This is a genomic window from Streptomyces sp. NPDC018045 (genome assembly GCF_044327445.1).
Classification (GTDB): domain Bacteria; phylum Actinomycetota; class Actinomycetes; order Streptomycetales; family Streptomycetaceae; genus Streptomyces.
In genome coordinates this window covers 1-4,874 of the sequence record NZ_JBIRFL010000064.1, presented here as the reverse complement: position 1 = coordinate 4,874, position 4,874 = coordinate 1, and the positions used below count along the sequence as shown (strand labels likewise).

Annotated in this window: 5 protein-coding genes and 1 pseudogene; 4 read left to right on the top strand and 2 right to left on the bottom strand. The window is 73.2% G+C overall.

Annotated features, from left to right (window positions below; translation table 11 throughout):
- The 3 genes from ACH4EB_RS38480 to ACH4EB_RS38470 all read left to right on the top strand — a co-directional run.
- Nucleotides 1-135: carboxyl transferase domain-containing protein (locus ACH4EB_RS38480; protein ID WP_398353187.1), on the top strand; the 135-nt coding region annotated here is incomplete at its 5' end.
- 58 nt (nucleotides 136-193) lie between these two features.
- Nucleotides 194-406 (top strand): acyl-CoA carboxylase epsilon subunit, encoded by a 213-nt coding sequence (locus ACH4EB_RS38475; RefSeq protein WP_398353186.1) that lies wholly within the window; start codon nucleotides 194-196, stop codon nucleotides 404-406.
- 238 nt (nucleotides 407-644) lie between these two features.
- On the top strand, nucleotides 645-1,307 hold the full coding sequence (locus tag ACH4EB_RS38470; RefSeq protein ID WP_398353184.1) for a DUF4360 domain-containing protein: 663 nt from the start codon (nucleotides 645-647) through the stop codon (nucleotides 1,305-1,307).
- Between the two features lie 58 nt (nucleotides 1,308-1,365).
- On the opposite strand, the gene ACH4EB_RS38465 is transcribed toward ACH4EB_RS38470, so the two are convergent.
- Nucleotides 1,366-2,700 (bottom strand): MFS transporter, encoded by a 1,335-nt coding sequence (locus ACH4EB_RS38465; protein WP_398353183.1) that lies wholly within the window; start codon nucleotides 2,698-2,700, stop codon nucleotides 1,366-1,368.
- 213 nt (nucleotides 2,701-2,913) lie between these two features.
- Here ACH4EB_RS38465 and ACH4EB_RS38460 point away from each other — a divergent pair, with 213 nt between their 5' ends.
- Complete coding sequence (locus ACH4EB_RS38460) at nucleotides 2,914-4,704, top strand: dihydroxyacetone kinase family protein (protein WP_398353182.1); 1,791 nt, start codon at nucleotides 2,914-2,916, stop codon at nucleotides 4,702-4,704.
- A gap of 69 nt (nucleotides 4,705-4,773) precedes the next feature.
- Here the strand turns inward: ACH4EB_RS38460 and ACH4EB_RS38455 are convergent.
- A pseudogene (locus ACH4EB_RS38455) lies at nucleotides 4,774-4,874 on the bottom strand (ATP-binding protein); the annotation flags it as partial.

Here is a 4,874-nt window from a genome sequence, read left to right as displayed (position 1 = left end):
GCGGCGGAGCGCGGTCTGGTCGACGATGTGATCGATCCGGCCGAGACGCGTGAGGTGCTCATCCGTTCGCTGGACATGCTGCGCAACAAGCACGCGGACCTGCCCGCCCGCAAACACGGCAACCCGCCCCAGTAAGGCGCGGCAGCCACCGACCCGGACCCGACCGGACCCCTTCGCAGACCGGAGAAACGACGTGACCACACCTGTTCGGACCAGCCCCATCCGCGTGGAGAAGGGCGACGCCAGCGAGGAGGAGCTGGCGGCGCTGACCGCCGTCCTGCTCGCCCGTGCCGCCCACCGGCCGGACGACACCGCCGTGCCGGGCCGCCGCCGCGCCACCGCGGCGCGCTGGCGCCGCCTGGAGCGCCAGCACGGCTTCCGCGGTGCCGGCAGTTGGCAGCGCTGAGCCCTTCCGTCACCACCCGGGCCCGGTACTCCTCGTGAGTGCCGGGCCCGGGTGCTTTCTTCGCGCGTCGTACGCCGTTGCTGCGACGGCCGAAAGAAGGCGTAGGTTCGCACCGACTCGGTGGCCGGGAGCTGTCCAATCCGTGATCCCCGTGCTGACATGCGCTCGTCATTGCGCTCCCGCGCTCCGCACCACGGGCCGTGGGAGCCGACCGCAGCACGACCGGAAGGAAAAACCCATGCTCCGCACACTGGGTGTCGGTGCCGCCGCGGCATCGCTGCTGCTCCTCGCCGGGTCGGCGTCCCCCGCCTCCGCACAGACGTCCCGGTACGGGGAAGAGCCGCCGGACGGCCGGATCACCATCACGGTCGCCACCGTCAACGGCTCGGGCTGCCGGCCCGGCAGTGCCGCGGTGGCCGTCGCGCCCGACAACACCGCGTTCACCGTGACGTACAGCGAATACCTCGCCCAGGCGGGCAAGGACAGCAGACCCACGGACTCCCGCAAGAACTGTCAGATCGCGCTGAACGTGCACGTCCCCCAGGGCTTCACCTATGCGATCGCCAAGGCCGACTACCGCGGCTACGCCCAGCTCGCGCCCGGCGCCATCGGCCTGGAACAGGCGGGCTACTACTTCCAGGGCAGCTCCCAGACCTCCCGCAAGAGCCACCGCTTCACCGGCCCGTACGACGCCAACTGGCAGGCCTCGGACGAGACCGAGATCGACGCGCTCGTCTACGCCCCCTGCGGCGAGCAGCGGTACTTCAACATCAACACCGAACTGCGGGTGGACGCCAAGGGCTCCGACCCCAAGCTGACCAGCTTCATGGCGATGGACTCCACCGACGGCAGCATCAACACCAAGTACCACTTCGCCTGGAAGCAGTGCCCCAAGAAGTAGGCGCCGCGTACGGCGACGGGCCCCGCGTGCACCGGTGCGCGCGGGGCCCGTGCGGGGGTCAGCCGCGGACCGCCGTGGGTTCGGCGGACGGCGGCCCGGCGGGGGTGGCCACGGCCGGGGGAGTGGCGGCCGGTGGCGCCGGGGCCTCCTCCGGCGGCCGTTCCGGCAGCTTCAGATACAGCGTCAGGGCGGCGGAGACGACGTAGAGCGCGGCGAAGACGATCACGACGCCGCCCGGGCCGAGCGGGCCGAGGAAGACGCTGACGATGGCCGGGCCGACGAAGGCCGCGCCGCCCGCGCCCAGGTTGAGCAGGGCCATCGCGCCGCCCTTGTGGTCCGGTGCGAGAGCCGGTATCAGCGCGGAGATGGGGACGAATCCGGCCAGTGTGATGCCGTACAGCATGCCCATGACGATCGCCACCCCGTAGTTGCCGCCGACGGCCTTCGGCACGAAGTACAGGGTCAGCGTGGTGACCGCGCAGCCGAGGCCGCCGAACGAGGCGATCGTCCGCCGCCAGCCGATCCGGTCCCCGATCACGCCGAAGAGCAGATTGCACAGCACATTGGTGCCGTAGATGACCGCCAGCAGGGTCAGCCAGCGGCCCTCGCCGAAGCCCAGTTCCTCGCCGAAGAAGGCCGGCAGGAACACCAGGAAGCCGAACTCCGGCGCGGTGTTGATGACGCGCACGACACAGCCGACCGCGACCTTCGGGTGCGTCCAGGCGATGGACAGGCTGGACAGCAGCGACTGCACGGGGCGCACCTCCGGCGGCGCCAGCCGGGCGAAGCCGGTGCGCTCCCGGACGCCGAGCAGACAGCAGGCGCCGCCCAGAGCGATGATGCCGAGCGCCACCCACAGGGTGCCGAACCGGCCGAACCAGGGGTTGGTGACACCGGCCACGAGCGAGCCGAGGGTGGGCAGCCCGCCGGTGAAGGCGACGTAGAACCAGCCGACCGCGGTGCCCATCCGGGCCGCCGGCGCGGTCGCGGTGATCCACACGAGGAAGCCGAAGGCGAAGAGCGGGTAGCCGAAGCCGCGCAGGCCGTAGAAGACCAGCATCAGGGGATAGTTCTGCGGGCCCAGGGCGAGGACGAGGAAGAGCACGTCGAAGACGACCCACACGGCCAGGCCCAGTTGCATCACCCGGCGCGGGCCCCACAGGTCGGACAGGGCGCCGGACAGCCAGGACGCGAGCATGACGGTCACGCCGTACGCGGTGATGACGTACGAGGCGTGCACCTCGGTGCCCGCGCCGTGGCCCGCCATGTACGGGGCGATGAACCCGGATTCGACGCCGTCACCCACCATGAACAACAGCACGCCGAGATAGCCGAGGACCAGCGGCCCGGGGATGCCGAGCCGGTCGGGGAGCGGGAGCTTCGGTGGGGCCATGGCCTGCCTCCGTGCGGTGCGGTGCGGCGGTACGTGCGGTGGGTGGGTGTGGTGCAGGCAGCATGGATCCTGTGAACTTCACATGCAAGATGTGATGCAGGTATTTCTTCGGCACGTTTCTCGCCCCTCGGGGCGCAATTCGGCCCAGGAGGGGTGACGAATATGTGATCTGGGTGTTAAATCCAACAGGGACGAAACAGAGGAGTGAGCCCGATGACCACCACCCCCGCCACCGGCCTCGGCCACGACCCCGCGACCTTCCGCGAGGACTGGCTGGAGGGACTGGCCGACGCCTACGCCCGCACGGTGCGCCGGGTCCCGGACACGTACGGGGTCGTCGGGCGGCACGCGCCGCGCCCCGGCAAGGTCGCGGTCGTCATCGGCGGCGGCTCCGGCCACTACCCCGCCTTCGCCGGCCTCGTCGGCCCCGGCCTCGCCGATGCCGCGGCCGTCGGCGACGTCTTCGCCAGCCCCAGCGCCGAGCAGGTCTACCGCACCGCGCGCGCCGCGGACGGCGGCGCCGGCGTCCTGTTCAGCTACGGCAACTACGCCGGGGACGTCATGCACTTCGGCCTCGCCGCGCGCCGCCTGGCCGCCGAAGGCGTCGACGTCCGTACGGTCCTGGTCACCGACGACGTCGCCAGCGGCCCGCCGCCCGTCGAAGGCCGGCAGACCGACCCGTCCCGCGACCGGCGCGGGGTGGCCGGGGACTTCTTCGTCTTCAAGGTGGCCGGCGCGGCGGCCGAACGCGGCGACGACCTGGCGGGCGTCGCCCGGGCGGCCGGGCACGCCAACGCGATGACCCGCACCTTCGGTGCCGCGTTCGCCGGCTGTACGCTCCCGGGCGCCGGCGAACCGCTGTTCACCGTCGACGCGGGGACGACCGAACTCGGCATGGGCATACACGGCGAACCCGGCCTGCGCACCACCCGCCACCTCACCGCCGCCGAACTCGCCGACGCGCTCGTCGACAACCTCCTCCAGGAACTCCCGGAGCCGCCCGCCGGGAACGACGGGCGGGTCGCCGTCCTCCTCAACGGCCTCGGCCGCACCAAGTACGAGGAGATGTTCGTCGTCTACCGGCAGGTCAACCGCCGCCTGCGCGCCGCCGGACTGCGCCCGCACCGTCCGGAGGTCGGCGAGTTCGTCACATCCTTCGACATGGCGGGCGTCTCCCTGTCCGTCATGCTCCTCGACGACGAACTCACCGCGCTCTACGACGCGCCCTGCGACACCCCCGCCTTCCGCAGCCTGCCGGGCGGCCACCCGGACCCCGCCGACCTCCGCCCGGCCGCCTCCGCAGCGACCACCACCACCGCCACGCCCGTCACCACCCCGGCCGCGGCCTCCTCCGGCTTCCCCGCCGCCTCCGACCACCCCGCCACCGCGGCCCTCCAGGCCGCCCTCGACCTGATCGCCGCCCACGAGGACGAACTGGGCCGCCTGGACGCCGTCGCCGGGGACGGCGACCACGGCATCGGCATCGTCCGGGGCCTGCGCGCCGCCGTCGGCGCGGCCCGCGCGGCCGAACCGGGACCGCCCGCCGACCCCCGCTCGGCGGGCACCGCGCTGCTCGCCGCCGGCCTCGCCCTGGCCGACGCCTCGGGCGGCGCGTCCGGCGCCCTGTACGGCACGCTGCTCGCCGAGACCGGCGCCGTCCTCACCCGGGCCGACGGCTGGTCCACCGCCCTGTTCGCGGACGCCGCCGACGCCGCGCAGCGGGCCCTCGCGGAGCTGGGCGGCGCCCGGGTCGGTGACAAGACCATGCTCGACGCGCTGGACCCGTTCCGGGCCGAACTCCGGGCCCGGTCCGGCGAGCCCCTGCCCGGCGCCTGGAAGGCGGCCGCCCAGTCCGCCACCCGCGCCGCGGCCGCCACCGCCCACCTCACCCCGGCCCGTGGCCGCGCCGCCCGCATGGGCCCCTTGGGCCACGGCCACCCGGACCCCGGAGCGGTGTCACTCTCGCTCCTGCTCACGGCCACCGCCGACCACCTGAACCGCTAGCGCGCCTCTCCAGGGACAGCACAAAACCCCCGCACCGACGGTGCGGGGGCTTTCGCGTCGGCGGCCCGGTCAGCGCAGGCGGGCCATGAGGGCGTGTTCGACGAGGGTGATGAGGGCGCTCTTGGCTTCGCTGCGGTGGCGGGCGTCGGTGGTGATGATGGGGGCGTCGG